Raw genomic sequence first — 19,427 nt, 5'->3', positions numbered from 1 at the left:
ATCCCCATAGCTATATTTGTGACAGATTAGAATCAATCTAAATAAATATAGCACTAATGAAACATAATATTTACTCACTCAAGATCGGCCTGTTGCTTATAATGCTAACAACCTGTAAACTGACAATAGCCCAAAGTGGTAAGATATCGGGTACGGTTAAAACTACCGACGGTAAACCAGCACCGATGGTAACTGTCAGCATATCAGAATTAAACAAAGCAACGTTAACTAACGAAAACGGCACCTACATTTTCCCCAATATTAAAACCGGTAGCTATATCCTTAAAATTACCTACATAGGTACTAAAGGGGGCGAAAAACAGATAAACGTAACTCAAGGTCAAACTACAATAGCAGATTTTGCGCTGATAGAAACATCAGCAGACCTGGCCGAGGTACGCATTACATCGGGCCGCAGCCTTAACAACCGGCCTGTTAGCATCGGTAAATCAGGCATTCGTCCGCTGGACTTACCGCAGAGTACCGGTGTAGTAAACAGCCAGGTAATTGCCGATCAGCAGGTTGACCATTTAAGCGATGCCGTACGCAACGTAAGTGGTGTAACCCTTACCCAAACACGTGGCGGCAGCAGCGAAACTTTCAGCTCGCGCGGTTACAGCATTGGTATTGGCGGCGGCGCAGGCAGCATATTTAAAAACGGGGTATTAGTAAATACCGCCGGTTTCCCCGAAGCCAGCACACTGGAATCGGTAGAAGTATTGAAAGGAAGCTCGGCCTTATTATACGGCAACGTATCGGGCGGTGTCATCATTAATATGGTAACTAAAAAACCAAAATTTGAGAACGGCGGCGAGGTGAGCATGCGCTATGGCAGCAACCAGGAATACAAACCTGCCATTGATGTTTACGGCCCGGTAAACGGCAATTTGGCCTACCGCGCTATTGCCACTTACGAGAATGATGGCAGTTACCGCAACGGCGTTAAAACCGAACGTACTTATGTAAACCCATCTTTATTATATAACCTGGGCAAAAGCACTACCATGATACTGGAAGGCGATTTCCTTAAAGCCGACCTAACACCCGATTGGGGTATCGGTTCGATAAATAACGGGCAAGCCATACCTACCATGATCCCCCGCTCGCAATTTATTAATACCAATTGGGCCTATAGCCACATGAACCAGTATACCGGTACATTAACTATAAACCATAATTTTAACGATGTATGGAAACTGAATTTTATATCATCGGCACAAGGCACTAATATTGATAGCTACGGCACCAGCCTGCCCAACACGGTAAATGCAGCCGGCGACTGGAACCGCAGCCTGGCCCGCGCCAATACCCACGAGGGTGATTACACTACACAAATAAACCTGACCGGCAAATTTAGCACCGGCAGCATAGGTCACCAAGTATTATTTGGTACCGACGCGGCCAAAGTGATAAACCTGAGCAATGCTTACACTATTAACGGTGTGGCTATTGGCAGCTATGCTTACGATAAAATTAATACCATCGACCTTGGCAAATACGCGCAACGCAACGATGTACCTGATGCTACCGTAGCTACCCTGACCACCGCGCCTGTATACCGTTTGGGTACTTACGTACAGGATTTGATTAGTCTGAGCAGCAAGTTTAAAATACTGGCAGGCCTGCGCTGGTCTACACAGCATACCAGCCAAACACGGATAGACTCGGTACAGAAGGGTAAAAGCATCGTTGGGGCAGCCGGTACTCGTAACGACCAAGCTTTTTCGCCAAAAGCATCGTTGGTCTATCAGCCTACAACCAACACCTCAATTTATGCCGGTTACGCTAATAACTTTATCGTAAACAGCGGTACCGACCTTGCGACCGGTCAGGGCCTGAAACCATCGGTAATTGACCAGTATGAGGCAGGTATTAAAAACGAATTCTTTAATGGGAAGCTATCCGCCAACCTTAGCATTTACCGCATTGTGAATGATAACCTGGCGGTAGTATCACCTTACAAAGCTGATGGCGTGACTGCCAATACTGACAACACCGTTAAAACATTTAGCGGCCAAACCACCAGCGACGGCTTAGAGGTTGACATTACCGGCAGCCCCAATAAAAACTTTTATTTTATTGCCGGTTATGCCTACAATTTTGCCCGCTATACCAAAACATCAGGCCTGAAAGGATCGAACATTGAGGGCGAGCAATTAGTTATCAATCCGCGTAATACGGCTAATGCCAGCTTGTTCTATACGTTTAGCAACCGCCGCCTGCGTGGCGTAAAAGTTGGCGCATCGGCATTTTACACCGGCAGCCGTATGGCTGGTTATAATAATACCGTGGGACAAACCCAGGCCTACAGTCGCTTACTGCCGGTAGGTGGTTTCGTTACGTTCGATCTATCAGCCGGGTATACCTACAAAAATGTATCTATCCTGGGCGCGCTAACCAATGTAGGCAACACCCTGAACTACCTGATACACGACAATTACAGTATTACTCCAATAGCCCCGCGCCAGTTCCGCACTACACTGGCTTATAAATTTTAATGTGATTTAGCAGAAACAAAAATAGCCCGACCTTTTGGCCGGGCTATTTGTTTTGAAACCGTTCTAACTAAATTATTGGTTGTCGCCCTCCCCTTCCTCGTGCGGGGCCCCAATAATTTCATGCTTCAACAAAGCCTCACGGTCAGTCTTCGGCGCTTTAGGTTTTTTGTGCATGTAATCGACTGCAGTCTCCTCTGGTTCTTTCTCGGCGCCGGTGATCAGGTCGCGCAGGCGGTCGACTTGTTTAGCCAGTTGGTCACGCACGGTAGCACCGCTTTCGGTAAGCAACAAATAAGTAACCGCCGCGGCAGCCACCGACCCAATAACTATTGAAGTTATTAATACGTTGTTATTTTTCTGTTTAAATAGATTTTTCATAGCGGTATGTTTCTTTATGCAACAAGCCGTTTGGGATTTGGTTGTGGGAAAGTGAAAATGGGTGGGAATTAACACACGCGGCACGCGTGCGTCAGCAGAGAGAAAGTGAAAATCTTAACTATATGACATTACTTATCGCAGAAAGGACATACCCCTGACCCCTCTCAAGAGGGGAAGTGTGACGGCTCTGCTTAACGGTGATAGTTCGCTATCGCTCACTATGACGTGCAGGCGGTTCTATTTCTCATAGTGACTCAATGACAGCACAGCGTAATGATCCAATGACTACTCAACTGTTATCTCATCAGCAAAAATGTAGCTGGGACTGCCTTTGCTTTCGTGCCAATCGGGGAGCGGGCCGTATTGTTTGGCTATGAGTTTAATGTAACGGGCGCGTGTATTCAGTTCGCCGGTAAAAGTTTGGGTGGTTATAGCGGCGTCCTTAATATCGGTTTTGGTATCTACCCGGGTAACATCACGGTAAGTTTTACCATCGTCGGATACCTGGTACTGTACATATTTAGGGAACACTATCCAGGCTTGCGAATCCTGCAGGGTACTCAGGCTCACTTTCTTTACGGGTTTCACTTCGCCCATGTCCAATACGGCTACCAGGTCTTTCCCCTGGTAACCCTGCCAGTTGCCCAGGCGCCAGTTGGTACTGCCATGCAGGCCGTCAATCAACGCGTCCTGGCCTTCGGCCGGGTAGTTGGGCAGGTATTTGTTTAACAGACTTAGTTTTACGTCGCCTTTGGTTTTGGTGAAAGTGCCCGCATCTACCCTACTGCTTTTGCCATTTTTAATAGCAATGGCTTTTATAGTTGTGGTAGCGCTCACGGTTATCGGCGCGCTGTACAGGTTTGATTTTTCTGTTGGTGTGCTGCCATCAGTAGTATAGTAAATTTTAGCACCCTCATCGCCGCTTTTTATCTCTACAGATGTATGATCCTTAAACGTACGCGCCCCATTAACAAAGTAAGGGTTAGTTACGATCAGGTTATCATCAACCTTGCTGGTTGGTTTTTCCAGATCCTGTACAAACAAGCGGTTAGGTAAGCGGCCGGCAAAGTATTCAAATTCACCTCCTTTGTTTATATCATCGTAATCCAGATAAAGCTTGCTGTAAGGCTTCTTATTCAGGTTCATCCCCTGCATATAGAAGTTGTTTTGAGATACCGATGGGCAGGTGATGGTGAACTTTTTACCGTTCTCCAAACTAATCACCGCCTTATCAAACTGAGGCAACCCTACCTGGTATTGCTGCTGGCCCGGCGCGATATTGTAAATACCTAAAGCGCTCATTACATACCAGGCCGACATTTGCCCGCAGTCCTCGTTACCGGCCAATCCATCCGGGCCGTCTTTATACATTTCCTTGAAAATCTTACTCAGGTATAATTGGGTTTTGGTCGGGTCGTCAGTAAAATTATACAGGTAAGCCATATGGTGACTTGGTTCGTTCCCATGCGCATATTGACCAATAAGACCGGTGATATCCGCCTGTTCGCGCCCTGTCAGTTTATTTTGAGTCGTAAACAGTTCATCCAGTTTGGCTTCAAATTTTTCCTTGCCGCCCATTTTGGCCAGCAAAGTTTCCTCGTCGTGCGGCACTAAAAAGGCATACTGCCAGGCGTTACCTTCGGTGTAGTTGTTGTTTACCTCGGTAGGTTCAAATGGCAGATACCAGCCGCCATTTACCCGGGCCTGCATAAAGCCATTTTGGTTATTGTATTGATTTTTCCAGTACTGGCTGCGCTGAATATACTCTACATAATCTTGTTGCTTGCCCAGCATTTTGGCAAACTGTGCAATACACCAATCATCAAAAGCGTATTCCAGGGTTTTTGATACTGACTCATGCTCGTCATCAGCCAGTACCACACCATTCTTACGGTACGAATCCAATCCAAACTGGTTACGGTTCACCGCGGCCTTCATGGCGCGCAGGGCCTTATCGGTATTAAAATCGCGGATGCCCTTAGCATAGGCATCAACAATTACCGGGATGCTATGGTTACCCACCATACAATAAGTTTCTGATGAACCCACAGGCCATATAGGCAACAGGCCGCCATCATCATACATGGCTAAAAACGTCTTAATAAAATCAAGCGTGCGTTTTTTATCTATCAGGCTCAGCAGCGGATGCTCGGCGCGGTAGGTATCCCACAAACTAAATATGGTATAGTAATTAAAGCCGTTGGCCGTATGCACTTTCTGATCAAGTCCACGGTATTGGCCATCCACATCGTTATAAATATTGGGGGCCAGCATGGTATGGTACAATGCCGAATAAAAAATGGTGCGTTTTATTTTAGCATAATCAATAAAAATAGGCTTTACACGCTGGTTGGGGTTAGGGTTATAGCCCCCGTAAGGGTTTACGCCACCATACATATTCTGCGCGTTCTGTACCGATTGCGGCAGGGCCGGCGCGCCGCCCTCTACCTGTATTTTGGCCAGTTCGTTCATCCATTGGTCATGCGCTTGTTTTTGTACGCGTTTAAAATCGAAGTCGGGCACCTCGGTATCGAGGTTTTTGAGGGCGCCATCAGCGCTTACTGCCGAGATCCCTACTTTAGCAATTACTTCGCCGGGGTTATCAAATTGCAGAAACATTTTTACGTTCTTGCCTTCTACCTTGGTTTTGCCTTCCACAACTTTATCATCCAGCGTTATGCCATAGCTTTTAAATGGCTTGCTGAATTTGGCATAGAAATACACATACTGATCTTTAGCCCATGAACGCGACCTGCGGAAGCCGCGCACCTCGTGGTTACTGATAAATTCAACCCACGATTCTATTACGTTGTCGCGATGTTTCAGATCGATAATAATATTGGCCTCATGTGTGCTGGGGAAATTATAACGATGCACCCCTACCCTGGTGGTAGCGGTCAATTCCACACCAATATTGTACTTATCCAGTTTGGTTTTGTAATAACCGGGCGAGCCACTCTCGTTCTTCTTCTTAAAACCTGAGCGGTAGTCGGTATTCAGTAACTGGGGTTTGCCGATTGTTGGCATAAACAACACGTCGCAGTAATCGGCAATACCGGTGCCGCTTAAGTGGGTGTGCGAGAAGCCGTAAACAACCGTATCGGTATAATGATAACCCGAACAGCCGTCCCAACCTTCTAAACGGGTGTCGGGGCTTAATTGTACCATACCAAAAGGCACTGTTGCCCCCGGGTAAGTGTGACCGTGACCGCCGGTGCCTAAAAACACGTTTACATTTGGGGTATTATCTACCTTTTTCTGCGCCCATGCGGTCAGGGTGCCACAACATACTATTACAGGTAAAATATAGCGTAAGATGTTCTTCATCAACATGATTTTTGAAAACTTATGAATAACGCAAATTAAGGGTTTAATGTTGTTTTTTTGAATAAAAAAACATGCGAAGGAGTTCCCACAAAAGGCATAATGTCTATCAGTATCCTAATGCTGCAAGCACATCCACTTTATCCTGCGCTAATTGAGTTTTCAGGGCATCCAGCGAATCGAATTTTATGTCGCCACGAATATAATGACGGAATTCCATGCGGATGTTTTGATTGTATATCTCGCGGTCAAAATCGAAAATATTTACTTCTATGTTCCTGGTAATACCGTTAACTGTGGGGCGTTGACCTATATAGGCCATGCCTTTATATTTTTCATCGTCAATATCCAGCGTCACCGCGAAAATACCGTCGCCGGGGATTAATTTGTAAGTTTCATGCGGTTGAATGTTGGCCGTTGGATAACCTATCTGCCGCCCTATCTGGTCGCCGCGGATAACTTTGCCTGTAAGGAAGAATGGATAACCTAAAAATGCATTGGCTGTCGCGATATCGCTTTCCAGCAAAGCATTGCGGATACGGGTCGAGCTCACCGCAACTTCATTAATATCCTGTTCAGGTATTTCCTTCACCTCGAAACCATAAACCGGCCCTAAGCGTTGCAAATCTTCCAGCCCGCCGCTGCGGTCTTTGCCAAACCTGTGATCATACCCTATGACAATTTGCGTGGTGCCTATTTGTTTTACCAACACATTCCCTATATATTCTTCCGGCGTTTGATTAGAAAAATCGCGGCTAAATGGAGTAATGATCAAATGATCTACACCCAATTGTTCCAATAGCCCGGCTTTTTCAGCAATAGTGGTAATTAGTTTTAACGATTGATCTTCGGGGTGCAATATCATCCGCGGGTGCGGAAAAAAAGTAAGTATTACGCTCTCCCCGCCCGATGCTTTAGCCAGTTCGACAATGTTCGAGATAATTTTGCGATGCCCCTGGTGTACGCCGTCAAACGTCCCAATGGTAACCACCGCGCCGTCTATCGCCTTAAATTCATCAATATGGTGGTAGATCTTCATGTGTATGACTTCACCGATTTGTTTAAAATTCACCGATTGCTTTCAATACGTAATGTTATGGTAGATAGTTGCGTGCAAAGATACTTGCATTAATCAGTAATTGGTATCTGTGAAATCAATTTTACAAATCTGTGGAATCAGCCTTAAGTTCCCTGATATTGGTTACCAGCTCCATTACCTCGTGTGCATCTTCAATTTTAAAATCACCGCTGCGGGTACGGCGCAGGCGCGAAAGATAAGCCCCATTATTTATCGCCTTTCCAAAATCGTTAGCCAGCGAGCGGATATAAGTGCCCTTGCTGCAAACTACCCTAAAGTCAACTTCAGGCAGTTCAATACGTGTTAGTTCAAATTCGGTAATAGTAACGTTGCGTGCACGTAATTCCACTTCTTCGCCACGGCGGGCTTTCTCATACAGGCGTTCGCCATCAATTTTAATGGCGGAATGCGCCGGCGGATATTGCTGTATATCGCCAATAAACTGACTGCAAGCTGCGTGTAAGGTCTCTTCGCTAATATTTGCGGTATCAAATTTTTGCTCGGGTTCGCTTTCCAGATCATACGTTGGTGTGGTAGCGCCCAACACAAATGTGCCGGTATATTCTTTTTCCTGTGCCTGGAAGCTATCAATTTGCTTGGTCATTTTGCCGGTGCAAATAATCAACAATCCCGTTGCCAACGGATCAAGTGTCCCGGCGTGGCCAACTTTTAGTTTAAGCGGTTTAAAAGCGTTCCGTATTTTGCCAACCACATCAAAGCTGGTCCAGCGGTAAGGTTTATTTACCAGCAACAGTCGGCCGGTGGCGTAGTCTTCTAATTTCATGAGCCCCCTCTAAATCTCCCCCGGAAGGGGAGACTTTTTAATGTTATGTTTATTAAAGCCCTCCCTCCCGGGGAGGGTTTGGGTGGGGCTAATTAATGTATCCCTTTAAATATCCTGTTCCAGCGTATTTTGTTCAGGAAAGAACCGTTATCATCCCAACTCATCCAGATGAACAGGGCCTTGCCTACAATATGGTCTTCAGGAACAAAACCCCAGAAGCGCGAATCCAGACTGTCGTGACGGTTATCACCCATCATCCAGTAGTAGTTCATTTTGAAGGTATAGGTAGTAGCGGCTTTTCCATTTATCATGATGCCGTTCTTACCAACCAGGGTTACCTTATTACCTTCATAAACCTGGATAGCACGTTTATATAACGGTATGCTCAAACTATCCAGTTTCACCGTCCAGCCTTTTTTAGGAACTATCAGCGGACCAAAATTATCAGCATTCCATTTGTGGTTGTCGTCGGCAGCGAAACATTGCGGATCGGCAACGCCTTTTGGCTGTATCATCGGCGTAACCGCTTTAATATTGCTATAACTCTTCAGCGTTTTGGCAGCTTCCGCATTCATGGTTGGGTTAGGGTTACCTTCGTAGTAAGTAATACCCAAATCTTCCAGCACTTTAGGGTTAAGCTCAGTACCATCGGTTTGCAGGTTATAGTCAATCTGTTCGCCTGGCGGATTTGGCGCGGGCTTACCGTTAATATATACTTGCGCGTTTACAATAGTGAGGGTATCGCCCGGCGTGGCCTGGCAGCGCTTAATGTAATTTTCGCGTTTATCAACAGGGCGCAACAGTGGCGAATCAGCTTCCATTGGCCAGTTGAATACCACCACATCTCCTTTTTTCACGTCGCTTAATCCCGGTAAACGGTAGTAAGGTAATTCAATACCATCCCAATAGGCTTTTGTATTAATTAAAGGCATAGTATGGTGCGCAAACGGAAATGCTACAGGTGTCATTGGGATGCGCGGGCCATAGTTTACTTTACTTACAAACAGGAAATCGCCAACTAAAAGCGACCGCTCCATTGATGGAGTAGGAATGGTATAAGCCTCGATAAAAAAGCTACGGATAAGCGTTGCGGCAACCACTGCGAAGATAATAGCCTCTGTCCACTCGCGGCCTGATGATTTTTTAAGGAGAGCCTTGTGCTTATCTTTAAAATCATCGGAATTAGCAGGGCCTAAATATTTTGTCTGTGGATCAAAACCCCACATACTTATAAATATAAAAGGCAGGACAATTGCCCCGGCATGTTGCCTTAACTGGAACTTGCCAAAAGATTTTACAAAATTTATAATGATGCCCGCATATGCCAATATGTTTATAACTGGTATAAACAATAATATAAACCACAATAGTGTGGTTTTTGATAGCTCACACATTACATAAAACCTGTAATAGGGAATCAAGGACTTCCAGCCAGGCTGGCCTGCTTTTTCAAAAAGCTTATAATAACCTATGGTTGGTAGTACAAAAAGGGCAACAAGTATTAATATAAATAAAACAACGTTCACGATACAGGGGATTAAATATCTAAATTGGTTACAGGCTAAAGTTAAACATATCTTTTACCGAATAAAAGCCTTTTTTGCCTTGCACCCATTCGGCAGCCAATACTGCGCCGAGTGCAAAGCCATTGCGGTTGTGGGCCGTGTGCTTAAATTCAATGCTGTCAACTTCGCTATCATATACTACGGTATGGGTGCCGGGGACGTTTTCAATACGTAATGATTCTATTAGCAACTGGTCGGCTTTTACCATGTCATCAGCGCCTTCGTTACCATCCGTTGTAAGGATGTTTACCCACTCTTTCTTTCTGTCAAGTCCTTCTACAATGCCTTCGGCAATGGTAATGGCCGTGCCGCTGGGCGAATCGAGCTTTTGGGTATGGTGTATTTCCTCTACCTGTACGTCATAATACGGGTAGTTATTCATCAGCTTGGCTAAAATTTTATTTACGTGAAAGAATACGTTAACACCTACGCTAAAATTAGACCCATAAAGCAATGTACTGCCGGTACCCTCGCAATCATTCTTTACGTTTTGTAGTTGTCCGTACCAGCCGGTTGTGCCAACAATAATGGGCACTTTGGCTTCAAAACAAGCTTCAATATGGTCTAAAACAGTATCAGGGGTACTAAACTCAATGGCTACGTCTGCTTTTCGCAGGTTTTCGGTAGTTAGCTCATCCTTGTTGGTCACGTCAATTTTCAGTACGATCTCGTGTTTACGGTCCTGAGCTATCTTTTCAATGATCTTGCCCATTTTACCATAGCCTAATATTGCGATCTTCATTTTAGTGTGATGGTGATTTTTAATGCAGGCGTAAAGGTAGTATTAAAATTTGAGGCGTACATAGGCTGATTAATAGTGCCCGCATCAAACCTGATACTGAAATTGTTATCCATGGAATAGGATTGCTTAAACTTACCGTAAATATAAGCATCAACCACATTTACGCCCCATACGGCTAAAAAGCCAAGGATACTTACATCGCGGTTGCGATAGGCGCCATCTTTGGCATCAATAACAGATTGCTTGGGGAACCCGCCGTAAGTAATATAATCATTCCTGTATTTGTCGTTATCGTACATGGGGTCTGTAACCGGCTTACCCAACTGCTGATACCGCGCTACAGCTAAAAACATTTTATAGTCGCGTTCATTAACTATAACATAATAAACCAGCGCGCCTAAACCGCCGTAGATAGCAGGAACCTTCCACCATTGGTGGTTGTATACCTGGCCCCAGCCAGGCACAAAAGCCGAGCGTGTCCAGGCTTTGTGTGCGCTATGCGTACTATCGGGATGATAAACTTTTTCTTTTTTTGCTTTTGGGACAAATTTCTTCCCCGGGTCGGTATCTTTTTGTTTATACAGGCTATCAGTCTTACTTTTGTGGGTAAGCGTATCGGGTTTCTGCGCTTTTGCAGTAAATAAAGCCCCCAATACCAATATCACTAATATAAATAGCCTGCGCATGTTTACCAATCCAGCATTTCAAGGATACGGCCCAGATCATCTTCCGAAAGGAAAGGTATCTCGATACTGCCTGCCCCCTGGCTGTTTACTTTTAGTTTAACTTTAGTGCTGAACTTTGAAGCCAGATCATCCTGTATTTTTTGTACCTGGTATGATAATGGAGCATCTGTTTTAGCAGTGGCCGGTTTGTTGCCGTTATGCTTTTGCATGTTGCGCACCATCTCTTCTACCTTGCGCACAGATAATTGCTGCTTCAATATCAGTTGATGAAGGTATAACTGGTCTGACGGGCTTTCAACGGTAATTAGCGCCCGGGCATGGCCCATGCTGATGCCGCCATCGCGGATAGAAGCCTGAATAGCAGGTGGCAGTTTAAGTAAACGCAGGTAGTTGGTCACTGTCGAGCGGTTTTTACTGACACGTTCGCCCAATTCCTCCTGTTTCAAGTTACACTCATCAATCATCCGCTGAAAACTAAGCGCTGTTTCAATGGCGTTCAGGTTTTCGCGTTGGATATTTTCTATAAGCGCCATTTCCAGCATCTGCTGGTCGTTAGCTGTACGGATATAGGCTGGTATTTGTGTTAATCCCGCCATTTTCGAAGCACGCAAACGGCGCTCGCCCGATATCAGCTGATATTTATGTGCGCTCATGCGGCGCACGGTAATTGGCTGTATAAGTCCCTGTAATTTTATAGAATCTGCCAGTTCGTTTAAAGCTTCGGCATCAAATTCGGTACGTGGTTGAAACGGGTTTACCTCTATCTCACTGATCTTGATCTCGTTGATAGACCCCGCATCGTTTATTTCGGGGGCTGTAGATATAGAACGATTTTGGCTGGCATGGCTATTAACATGCGTAGAATCATCAAGCAGGGCACTTAAGCCTTTTCCTAAACCTCTTTTTTTCTCTGCACTCATTTATTTTATACAGTTGCGGTGCTTGTAGCTTCTTCAGATTTCATTAAGCCGTTTTTACGAATAATTTCGCGGGCCAGGTTCAAATAGTTGATAGCGCCCTTGCAATTGGCATCGTGCATAATTACCGATATACCAAAACTTGGAGCTTCGCTTAAACGGGTATTCCGCTGTATAATGGTATCAAATACCAGATCTTCAAAGTGCGAACGTACTTCTTCAACTACCTGATTGCTTAAACGCAGGCGCACATCGTACATGGTTAGTAATATCCCCTCAATATCCAAATTGGTATTTAAACGGTTCTGTACTATTTTAATTGTATTCAGCAATTTGCCCAAACCCTCTAACGCAAAGTATTCGCATTGCACAGGTACAATTACCGAATGTGCGGCGGTTAAGGCGTTTATGGTAATTAATCCCAGCGATGGTGAGCAGTCAATAATAATAAAATCGTATTCATCAACCACCTGCTCAAGCACGGCTTTCATTTTATACTCCCTGTCGGGCAGGTTTATCATTTCTATCTCGGCACCAACCAAATCAATATGCGCAGGCAGCAGGTCCAGGTTAGGGGTTTCTGTTTTCTGGATTGCATCGTGCGGGTCGGTTTGATTAATAATGCACTCGTAAATGCTATCCTTAATGGTACGCGGATCAAACCCAATACCAGATGTGGAATTAGCCTGCGGATCGGCATCTACCAGTAATGTTTTAAATTCAAGCACGGCCAGGCTTGCGGCAAGGTTTATAGATGATGTAGTTTTACCTACACCGCCTTTTTGATTGGCCAAAGCAATTATTTTACCCATTATATAATTAAATTATAATTGACTGATGATTTTAAACAACGGAAAGCAAACGTAAAAATTTCTATTTTCGTAAAGTTTTAACCGCGGCTAAAGATACATATTTAAACAATTACGTAATCCACAGCTTAGGCCTACTTACAAACAAAAATAAGCCGAAAGCAAAAGGCGAAAAGCTGAAAGGCAATGCACACTAAAACAATAAATGGCTTTAAGCCTTAAGCTCAAAAAATGGTTACCATCATTGCATCTACCAACAGGCCCAATAGTTCAACACTAAAGCTGGCACAATATTATCAAAAAAAATTGCGCGAAAAAGGGCTGGATACCAATTTGCTATCGTTAATGGATTTACCGGCTAACATTATCGCTACCGACTTATACGGAAAACGGAGCGCGGAGTTCCAAGTTATTCAGAATGTAATTACCAATACCGATAAATTTCTTTTTGTGATACCCGAATATAACGGCAGCTTCCCCGGTGTGCTGAAAATTTTTATGGATGCATGCGATTTCCCGGGGAGTTTCTATGATAAAAAAGCCGCGTTGGTAGGCTTGTCATCAGGAAAGTATGGTAATATACGTGGCATTGAACATTTTAACGGTGTATGCGGCTATGTGCACCTGAATGTAATGCCTTTACGCATCCATATTGCCAATATCCGCCAGGAACTGGATGCCAACGGCGATCTGTACCTGCCCGATACCGTGAAATTCACTAACGAGCAAATAGATAAGTTTGTGAAATATTAAATCACCCTAAACTTATGCGCAGTACGCTTGCTATTTACCTACACAAAGCTGCCGTCAGTGGCCTTAAATTATTCAGATATACTAAAAAAGCCAGGATTACACCTGGCTTTTTGGTTCCGTAATAGTAGTGGAGTTTCGGCTAAAACAGCTTTAACACTTAACGCGCCGGATTGTTTTTAATATTATTTCAATGAAGCTTTTACCTTTTTAGCCATCTCCAGGTGACTGTTAATTATAGGCAGGGTTTTACCTGCATATTCCTTGGTTTCGCCTGCCGATAAATCGCTGTAAGCTTCTTTATAGCTATCGGCAAGCTTTTCATGTCCGCTTACTATCATATCCATAAACTTTTTATCGTAGTCGGCGCCTTTTAATTTTTCAAGGTCGGTCAGGTCCTTAGCGTGCCCGCTATCTATACCACCTGGTAATTTAAAACTGGCATCAAATGCAATAACCTGCATTTTACCGTTCATATCCTTGTGTGATGCAACCATATCTGTAGCCAGCTTCTTTACACTGGCATTAGCAGCATGTTTTATGGCCGATTGTGCAAGTTCTATCTCAAATAAGCTTGCTTCATAGCTTTTTACAAGGAATTTGGATGCATCTTCTTTCAATTCCTTTTTAGCTTTATTGGTCGAATCCGCTTTTTTCAGGGCTTCTTTATTACCCGAATCTTTTTTGACAGCCAGTTCGTTATTGGCTGAATCGGTTTTTTCGATAATTGCCTTATTAGCCGAATCTGCCGCATAACTGGCATTATTTGATTTGGTATTAGTGCAGGCCGATAGTATCGAAAACGATAATACAGCCGCCCCGGTCATCTGAATTTTCAATAGCGCTTTCATGGTTATTTAATAGCTGGTTTACTAATTATAACCATGCGATTGAGGGATTGTTTGGCAATCAGAAGCTAAACAACTATGTCATTTCTCCTCGTATCTCGTTCCAATCGACGTAGGTTAATAAGGCTGCATCTTCCCGCATGAGCAAGCGCAATTAGGGTCGCTAATTCCTAGCTTGGTTAAAAAGTGCTGGTAGTAGCCAATGCGGTCGTTCATACTGCTCATGTTTTCGCCCTGGTTACATTCAATCGGGTTGATAATAACTATGGTCATACCAAAGCCTGGTGTACGGCCTTTGCTTTTATCCATGGCATTGGGTTGCCATTTGCCTATCATTACATCGTGCGCCGATGGCTTATGCGTTTGCGGCGTCATCCAAAAATAAATAGCTGCTTTAAAAGCTGTAACCGGGTCTTGTTCTATCAGGTCGGGGTTATTTAACAACGTTTTATTACCAAAAATACAATCAGAAGCATAACCATAGTTGCCATTGTAACTTAGCTGCAACGGCCCGCGGCCATAATACTTTTTCCCAGCTACAGGCGGATATTCATCGCTTTCAGCTATATAAGGTAAGCTGGTGTTCTGCTCGTGAGTAAACATCAAACCATCGTTATAGGCCCCGTTTTGTCCGTGCCGGGTTTCGTGGGCAACGTTGGCGAAAAACGCGGCTAATTCCCTTTTATTAATAGTTACATTAGGCCCGGCGCAAAAGGTGCCGTAATCTATAGTATAGGTACTATCTGGTTTTTGTTTGGCCCAGTTCTCGTTCCAGTCTACATCCTGGCGCACTATGGTGGCCTTGCCGGTGGTTTTATCAGTACGTATCAATTGATACACTGATGTAGCCCGTTTAGTAACTTTTACAGAAATAGGCATTAACTCATTAACCGCCTTAATAAAGGCGGCATAAGTATAAAACTTATCCCGCAGGGGAAACATTTCGTTAAATTGCTTTTCAGACAAAAAATGGCTAAAACTAAAATTATAACCTTTTATCGGAGATTGCCCAGGTTCAGTAATATTGTTTCTGCCCGTATTGCCGCAGCTAACGCTGGCCATAAGCAACGCGCCGGCTAATAGTATCGTAGGGGTAAATAATATCTTAAGTTTCATGTCGTGTATCTAATTATTGTTTAACTATACCCTTATTAAAATTATTGTTAAAGCATTGACGCTGCTTTCCCCTAAATTTAGAGAAATACCACTGCCTGAGCAATTTGCAGCGCACATTAACAAGTGAGCAAAAAACTATGGCCAAATATCTTGATATCCTTTTTAACAATTTTAACTAAAATTGTACCAGCATGAAAATATATACTAAAACGGGCGACAAAGGTTTAACTTCTCTGATTGGCGGGACACGTGTGCCCAAGCATCATATCCGCATTGAGAGTTACGGAACCGTTGATGAGCTGAATTCGTGGGTGGGGCTTATCCGTGACCAGGATATTGCTGAACATGACCGCGAAATTTTAAAGCAGATACAGGACCGCCTATTCACCATCGGTTCATCACTGGCGGCCGACCCGGAAAAGTCTAAAATGGTGATACCCGACCTGCATCCCGAAGATATTGACCTACTGGAAAAAGAAATGGACGCCATGAACGAGGAACTTCCTGAATTGCGCCATTTTATTTTACCTGGCGGCAGCAATGCCATATCTTATTGCCACATAGCGCGTTGCGTTTGCCGGCGTGCCGAACGTATTACCGTACATTTAGCAGAGGATAACCCGGTTGATGAACGGGTTATAATTTACCTGAACAGGCTTAGCGATTACCTGTTTACCCTGGGCAGGCGCATTGCACATCAGCAGCAAGTGCCTGAAAATAAGTGGCTACCAAGGCTTTAAAATTTATTGAAAAAATAATTTGATAATCAGATTAAAAATATTATACTTTTGCAAAAACGTAAAAATTAGGAAATTTAAATATGTATTGGACACTTGAACTGGCTTCGCATCTGGAAGATGCACCATGGCCCGCAACAAAAGATGAGTTAATTGATTATGCCATCCGCTCTGGCGCCCCTGTTGAGGTTATCGAGAATTTGCAAGCTTTAGAGGACGATGGTGAGCCGTATGAAAATATAGAGGAAATATGGCCTGATTACCCTACAAAGGATGATTTCTTTTTTAACGAAGACGAATACTAAAAAGGGCATACAGTAAGTAAAAAGCCCCGCTTGTGCATGCAAGCGGGGCTTTTTTGTGAAATAAAGTTTTTTGGAATGGTTTTGGCACTTAGTGTTACATTATCAAACTAAAACTTTACAAAATGAGAGGTTTACTTTACATAATTGCCGTTATCCTTATTATAGGCTGGGCATTAGGCGTATTTATGTATTCAGCAACCGGGCTGATTCACGTGTTATTGGTAATTGCAATTATTGCCCTGATATTAGGAGTCATCCGCCGGGCCTGACCCATAACATTCCTTAATTAGTTACGAGCCACTATATAGTGGCTTTTTTCGTTGCTATCCTAGTGGGGACAGATGATCATCTATCCCTAACCGTGCAAACCCTCTTCTACCAATGTAAAGAGACAGATATCATCTGTCTCTACGGGAATTCATACAAACTTCATACTGATTGTGAATTTTTGCAGCGTTGAATTGATTAAACTCACATGCTGAAACACAATATAAGAATAGGACTATTCTGTGGGTTTGCTATGGCCCTTTTCCACACGGGGTACGCACAAACCGATACACTGCGCCTCAATTTCCAGGACGCCGAAAAGGCTTTCCTGCAAAATAACCTGGCTTTGTTGGCACAAAAATACAATGTAGAGGCAAGCAAGGCTATGATAAGCCAAGCAAAATTATGGGATAACCCAGTATTAAGCACCGATCAGAACATCTATGATGGGGGTAGCAAAAAATTCTTTTACCATAATTCATCCCTGGGTGAAGGGCAGGTATTTGTACAACTAAGCCAGGTATTTACCACCGCTGGCAAGCGCGGTAAACAAGTGCAGATAGCCAAAGCAGATGCAAAAGTACAGGAAGCCCAGTTTAACGATTTGATGCGCAACCTGCACTATAATTTGCAGTTAGATTTTAGTCAGTTGGCTACACTGATAGAACAAAGCAAGGTCTACCAAAACGAAATCGTTTCAGCTACCAACCTCGTTAACGCCATCCAAAAATCGTACGATGCAGGAAATACTTCCATGAAAGACTTAATAAGGCTAAAAGCCTTGCTGTTTGGCCTGCAGAATGACATGGTGGAGAACAGCAAACAGATAAACGATCTGCAAACTGAATTAAAAACCTTACTGTCCGTTAAAGAAACCACCTTTATATTACCTGTAATTAACGATGTCCCAGACAAAATTGTAAAACTGGATATCCCTGCGTTGATAGAGCAAGCCAAAGCCAATCGGGCCGATTACTTGTCAAACCAGTACCAACTAGAATCGGCTACACATAATCTGGCTTTGCAAAAGGCCATGGCATCGCCGGACATTACTTTGGGCGTGGCTTACGATAAAAACAGCAGCTATGCACCAAATTATTATGGCTTGCAAATAGGTTTACCCCTGCCATTCTTTAACCGCAACCAGGGCAATATCAAATCGGCCAAATACAATATGCTAAGCCAGGAAACTACCGTAAAAGACAGTGAAGTCCGTTTAAAGAATGATGTTGTTTCAGCCGTTAATCAGTACCAGCTGAACCAGCAATTATTCAGTACCCAGCAAATTGCCTTTAACGAACAGTACGATAAACTATTTAAAAGCATGCTAAAAAGCTTCCAGGAAAGGCAAATAGGCTTGATAGAGTTTGTTGACTTTTTTGACACTTATAAAGATACCAAGTTGAAAATATTGCAACAGCAATACAACCTACAAAAAGCCATAGCCGACCTTAATTTCGCTACCGGCACCACTGTAATTAAACCCTGATCAACAAAACTTTAGATAACACAAAAAAATGAATAAACAAATATTACTGGCCGGTTCAATTGCCCTGATTTGCCTGGCAGCCTGTCACCCAAAAGTGCAGGAAAGCCAAGCCAGCAAACAGGTTTGCATCAGCGATTCGCTGGCAAAAATGATCGCTATTGATACTGCCAAAACTACTACCATGAAGGATGAGCTTACCCTCTCTGGCGAAGTTTCAAGCGATGATAATAACGTGGTAAAAGTATTCCCTTTTAGCAGCGGGCAGGTAGTAGAGGTAAAAGTATCCTTGGGCGATAAGGTGAGCAAGGGCCAAACCCTGGCTGTAATGCGCAGCGCCGATATTGCCGGCAACTATACCGATCTGTCATCTACTAATGCAGATGTAGCTGTTGCCAAACGGCAATTGGAACAAGCTGAATACCTCTACAAAAACGGCATCAGCAGCGAGCGGGATTATACCGAAGCTAAAGAAAACTATACTAAAGCAATAGCTGCTAACCGAAAAGTAAAATCGGCACTATCAATAAATGGCGGCGGTAATACCAACGAGAACGGCATGCTGGTGATAAAAGCCCCGCAAAGCGGTTACATCATCGAGAAAAACATCACCGCAGGCAGCTTCATCCGCCAGGATAATAATGGCAGCATGTTTACGATCAGTAATATGAAGGATGTTTGGATTTGGGCCAATGTGTTTGAATCGGATATAAGCAAAGTGAAAGTTGGCTATACGGCAAAAGTGACCACCATAGCTTATCCCGGCAAAGTATTCACCGGCAAGGTGAACGAGATAAGTTCGGTGCTTGACCCGGACAATAAAGTAATGAAGATAAAAATTGCACTGCCTAACCCCGATATGCTATTAAAGCCCGAAATGTTTACCACTGTGGTCATCACCAACAGCGAACAGCAACAATCGGTATCGGTACCGGCCAGGGCTATTGTGTTTGACAGCAGCAAGAATTATGTAGTGGTTTACAACAGCAAGTGCGATTTAAAGGTGCGCGAGGTAAGTGTAATAAAAACGGTAGATAATATAACCTACATCGCTTCGGGCCTTAACCCCGGCGATAAGGTGATCTCTAAAAATCAACTGTTGTTATACGATGCGTTGACTGCTGATTAAGCCCGAAG

At 43.8% G+C, this 19,427-nt stretch carries 18 protein-coding genes; 7 read left to right on the top strand and 11 right to left on the bottom strand.

Going from position 1 to position 19,427, the window contains the following annotated elements:
- The first annotated feature begins 56 nt into the window (after positions 1-56).
- Positions 57-2,498, top strand: a complete 2,442-nt coding sequence (locus tag IRJ18_RS02630; protein WP_194104646.1) for a TonB-dependent receptor — start codon at positions 57-59, stop codon at positions 2,496-2,498.
- Between the two features lie 72 nt (positions 2,499-2,570).
- On the opposite strand, the gene IRJ18_RS02625 is transcribed toward IRJ18_RS02630, so the two are convergent.
- The 9 genes from IRJ18_RS02625 to IRJ18_RS02585 all read right to left on the bottom strand — a co-directional run bounded on the left by IRJ18_RS02625 (position 2,571) and on the right by IRJ18_RS02585 (position 12,784).
- Positions 2,571-2,876, bottom strand: a complete 306-nt coding sequence (locus tag IRJ18_RS02625) for a YtxH domain-containing protein (protein WP_194104645.1) — start codon at positions 2,874-2,876, stop codon at positions 2,571-2,573.
- Positions 2,877-3,161: 285 nt separating this feature from the next.
- On the bottom strand, positions 3,162-6,203 hold the full coding sequence (locus IRJ18_RS02620) for a GH92 family glycosyl hydrolase (protein ID WP_194104644.1): 3,042 nt from the start codon (positions 6,201-6,203) through the stop codon (positions 3,162-3,164).
- 106 nt (positions 6,204-6,309) lie between these two features.
- Positions 6,310-7,239, bottom strand: coding sequence for a bifunctional riboflavin kinase/FAD synthetase (locus IRJ18_RS02615; protein WP_194104643.1), 930 nt, complete (start codon positions 7,237-7,239; stop codon positions 6,310-6,312).
- Positions 7,240-7,360: 121 nt separating this feature from the next.
- Positions 7,361-8,062, bottom strand: a complete 702-nt coding sequence (gene truB / locus IRJ18_RS02610; RefSeq protein WP_194104642.1) for a tRNA pseudouridine(55) synthase TruB — start codon at positions 8,060-8,062, stop codon at positions 7,361-7,363.
- A gap of 92 nt (positions 8,063-8,154) precedes the next feature.
- On the bottom strand, positions 8,155-9,588 hold the full coding sequence (lepB, locus tag IRJ18_RS02605; RefSeq protein ID WP_317174045.1) for a signal peptidase I: 1,434 nt from the start codon (positions 9,586-9,588) through the stop codon (positions 8,155-8,157).
- Between the two features lie 28 nt (positions 9,589-9,616).
- Positions 9,617-10,369, bottom strand: a complete 753-nt coding sequence (dapB, locus tag IRJ18_RS02600; RefSeq protein ID WP_194104641.1) for a 4-hydroxy-tetrahydrodipicolinate reductase — start codon at positions 10,367-10,369, stop codon at positions 9,617-9,619.
- The gene (locus tag IRJ18_RS02595; RefSeq protein WP_194104640.1) at positions 10,366-11,055 is read right to left on the bottom strand and encodes a DUF5683 domain-containing protein; all 690 of its coding nucleotides are present in this window, start codon (positions 11,053-11,055) and stop codon (positions 10,366-10,368) included. Before IRJ18_RS02595 ends, dapB begins: the two co-directional genes overlap by 4 nt.
- Before the next feature lie 2 nt (positions 11,056-11,057).
- The gene (locus IRJ18_RS02590) at positions 11,058-11,975 is read right to left on the bottom strand and encodes a ParB/RepB/Spo0J family partition protein (protein WP_194104639.1); all 918 of its coding nucleotides are present in this window, start codon (positions 11,973-11,975) and stop codon (positions 11,058-11,060) included.
- Positions 11,976-11,980: 5 nt separating this feature from the next.
- The gene (locus IRJ18_RS02585) at positions 11,981-12,784 is read right to left on the bottom strand and encodes a ParA family protein (protein ID WP_194104638.1); all 804 of its coding nucleotides are present in this window, start codon (positions 12,782-12,784) and stop codon (positions 11,981-11,983) included.
- Positions 12,785-13,012: 228 nt separating this feature from the next.
- Between IRJ18_RS02585 and IRJ18_RS02580 the strand changes: the two genes are divergently transcribed.
- Positions 13,013-13,534, top strand: coding sequence for an NADPH-dependent FMN reductase (locus IRJ18_RS02580; protein WP_194104637.1), 522 nt, complete (start codon positions 13,013-13,015; stop codon positions 13,532-13,534).
- Between the two features lie 182 nt (positions 13,535-13,716).
- On the opposite strand, the gene IRJ18_RS02575 is transcribed toward IRJ18_RS02580, so the two are convergent.
- Both IRJ18_RS02575 and IRJ18_RS02570 read right to left on the bottom strand, forming a co-directional pair.
- Entirely contained in the window at positions 13,717-14,382 is a 666-nt protein-coding gene (locus IRJ18_RS02575) for a DUF4142 domain-containing protein (protein WP_194104636.1), read from the bottom strand.
- 114 nt (positions 14,383-14,496) lie between these two features.
- Complete coding sequence (locus tag IRJ18_RS02570; RefSeq protein WP_194104635.1) at positions 14,497-15,495, bottom strand: chitinase; 999 nt, start codon at positions 15,493-15,495, stop codon at positions 14,497-14,499.
- A gap of 191 nt (positions 15,496-15,686) precedes the next feature.
- On the opposite strand from IRJ18_RS02570, the gene IRJ18_RS02565 reads away from it, so the two are divergent.
- From IRJ18_RS02565 to IRJ18_RS02545, 5 genes are all read left to right on the top strand, one after another.
- Positions 15,687-16,235 carry a cob(I)yrinic acid a,c-diamide adenosyltransferase gene (locus tag IRJ18_RS02565; protein ID WP_194104634.1) on the top strand — a complete coding sequence of 183 codons (549 nt, stop codon included), beginning with the start codon at positions 15,687-15,689 and terminating at the stop codon, positions 16,233-16,235.
- A gap of 80 nt (positions 16,236-16,315) precedes the next feature.
- Positions 16,316-16,537 carry a DUF2795 domain-containing protein gene (locus tag IRJ18_RS02560; protein ID WP_002996718.1) on the top strand — a complete coding sequence of 74 codons (222 nt, stop codon included), beginning with the start codon at positions 16,316-16,318 and terminating at the stop codon, positions 16,535-16,537.
- A gap of 122 nt (positions 16,538-16,659) precedes the next feature.
- Positions 16,660-16,806, top strand: a complete 147-nt coding sequence (locus tag IRJ18_RS02555) for a lmo0937 family membrane protein (protein WP_194104633.1) — start codon at positions 16,660-16,662, stop codon at positions 16,804-16,806.
- 206 nt (positions 16,807-17,012) lie between these two features.
- Positions 17,013-18,293, top strand: coding sequence for a TolC family protein (locus IRJ18_RS02550; RefSeq protein WP_194104632.1), 1,281 nt, complete (start codon positions 17,013-17,015; stop codon positions 18,291-18,293).
- 28 nt (positions 18,294-18,321) lie between these two features.
- Positions 18,322-19,419, top strand: a complete 1,098-nt coding sequence (locus tag IRJ18_RS02545; protein ID WP_194104631.1) for an efflux RND transporter periplasmic adaptor subunit — start codon at positions 18,322-18,324, stop codon at positions 19,417-19,419.
- Positions 19,420-19,427: the final 8 nt, after the last annotated feature.

Origin of the sequence: Mucilaginibacter boryungensis (assembly GCF_015221995.1) — a bacterium.
Lineage (GTDB): Bacteria > Bacteroidota > Bacteroidia > Sphingobacteriales > Sphingobacteriaceae > Mucilaginibacter > Mucilaginibacter boryungensis.
Note: the sequence above shows the minus strand (reverse complement) of the source record. Positions and strands in the feature narration are given on the sequence as shown.

Coding starts and splice junctions, on each gene's coding strand:
- truB (WP_194104642.1), bottom strand. CDS start 8,062: ATGAAATTAGAAGACTACGCCACCGGCCGACTGTTGCTGGTAAATAAA.
- IRJ18_RS02570 (WP_194104635.1), bottom strand. CDS start 15,495: ATGAAACTTAAGATATTATTTACCCCTACGATACTATTAGCCGGCGCG.
- IRJ18_RS02545 (WP_194104631.1), top strand. CDS start 18,322: ATGAATAAACAAATATTACTGGCCGGTTCAATTGCCCTGATTTGCCTG.
- IRJ18_RS02595 (WP_194104640.1), bottom strand. CDS start 11,055: ATGCGCAGGCTATTTATATTAGTGATATTGGTATTGGGGGCTTTATTT.
- IRJ18_RS02585 (WP_194104638.1), bottom strand. CDS start 12,784: ATGGGTAAAATAATTGCTTTGGCCAATCAAAAAGGCGGTGTAGGTAAA.
- IRJ18_RS02630 (WP_194104646.1), top strand. CDS start 57: ATGAAACATAATATTTACTCACTCAAGATCGGCCTGTTGCTTATAATG.
- IRJ18_RS02615 (WP_194104643.1), bottom strand. CDS start 7,239: ATGAAGATCTACCACCATATTGATGAATTTAAGGCGATAGACGGCGCG.
- IRJ18_RS02560 (WP_002996718.1), top strand. CDS start 16,316: ATGTATTGGACACTTGAACTGGCTTCGCATCTGGAAGATGCACCATGG.
- dapB (WP_194104641.1), bottom strand. CDS start 10,369: ATGAAGATCGCAATATTAGGCTATGGTAAAATGGGCAAGATCATTGAA.
- IRJ18_RS02590 (WP_194104639.1), bottom strand. CDS start 11,975: ATGAGTGCAGAGAAAAAAAGAGGTTTAGGAAAAGGCTTAAGTGCCCTG.
- IRJ18_RS02620 (WP_194104644.1), bottom strand. CDS start 6,203: ATGAAGAACATCTTACGCTATATTTTACCTGTAATAGTATGTTGTGGC.
- IRJ18_RS02575 (WP_194104636.1), bottom strand. CDS start 14,382: ATGAAAGCGCTATTGAAAATTCAGATGACCGGGGCGGCTGTATTATCG.
- IRJ18_RS02550 (WP_194104632.1), top strand. CDS start 17,013: ATGCTGAAACACAATATAAGAATAGGACTATTCTGTGGGTTTGCTATG.
- IRJ18_RS02580 (WP_194104637.1), top strand. CDS start 13,013: ATGGTTACCATCATTGCATCTACCAACAGGCCCAATAGTTCAACACTA.
- IRJ18_RS02625 (WP_194104645.1), bottom strand. CDS start 2,876: ATGAAAAATCTATTTAAACAGAAAAATAACAACGTATTAATAACTTCA.
- IRJ18_RS02565 (WP_194104634.1), top strand. CDS start 15,687: ATGAAAATATATACTAAAACGGGCGACAAAGGTTTAACTTCTCTGATT.
- IRJ18_RS02555 (WP_194104633.1), top strand. CDS start 16,660: ATGAGAGGTTTACTTTACATAATTGCCGTTATCCTTATTATAGGCTGG.